An 828-nucleotide genomic window follows, 5' to 3' on the forward strand; every position below is an offset into this window, starting at 1 on the left:
CGCAGGACTCCCTCGCGCGGGGCCTCGGGCGCCTGCGCGCCGAGCGCGCGGGCGACCATCGTGACGAGGACGCGCGGGCTGAACGGGCGTGGCACGGTGTACGGGCTCGTGCCCGTCTCGCCGTCCGGGACGACGCAGACGACCGGCGTGGCGCCCATCGCGCGGGTGAGTTCTTCCCGCACGCCCGTGGTCAGGTCGAGCACGACGGCGTCCGGCCGCAGCCGCCGGGCCTCCGCGACGGCGCCCGCCGGCTCGGTCACCACGTGCACGTCGAACCCTTCGCGCGACAGGTACAGCCGCGCCAGGTCGGCGACGCCGGGGTCGTGCTCGACGACGAGGACGATCCCGTCGCGGTCCGTCTCCATCGGGGTGTCCATCTCGGCCCTCCCTCCCGATGCCGCCGGGCGCCGAGGACGCAGAGACTCAGGTGGGGTCGTCGCCTCGGTCGAGTGCCTTCCACAGCGACGCGGGGTCGTCACCGGCGGGTGGCGCGGCACCCGGGCGATCGTACCGGGCGGACATTCCCGGCCAGCGGCGACCGCGCACGATCGTGAGCAGGCCGGCGGCGGCCAGCCAGTCGCCGCCCGCCAGCGACAGGATCCACCAGGCGCTGAGATGGACCGCGACCTCGCCGCCCAGCCGGGCCAGGTTGCTCTTCTCCCCGGCCGCCGCGACGACGTGGGCATGGCGTACGGCGGCCGGGTAGGCGATCGCGGCGACCACCACGAACGCCGCGAGCAGCACGCCGGCGGCGACGCGCACCCAGCCGCGTGTCGCCAGGAGCGCGGCGATCCCGGCGAGGCCGGCCCAGCCCAGGGCGGCGATGAC

At 76.4% G+C, this 828-nt stretch carries 1 protein-coding gene and 1 pseudogene; both read right to left on the bottom strand.

The genetic code is table 11. The features are described 5' to 3' along the window. A pseudogene (locus ACFFNX_RS51575) lies at nt 1-377 on the bottom strand (winged helix-turn-helix transcriptional regulator); the annotation flags it as partial. A 46-nt stretch (nt 378-423) separates the two neighbouring features. Next, nucleotides 424-828: Trp biosynthesis-associated membrane protein (locus tag ACFFNX_RS51580; protein WP_378213839.1), on the bottom strand; the 405-nt coding region annotated here is incomplete at its 5' end.

The organism is Actinoallomurus acaciae (genome assembly GCF_042429965.1).
Classification (GTDB): Bacteria; Actinomycetota; Actinomycetes; order Streptosporangiales; family Streptosporangiaceae; genus Actinoallomurus; species Actinoallomurus acaciae.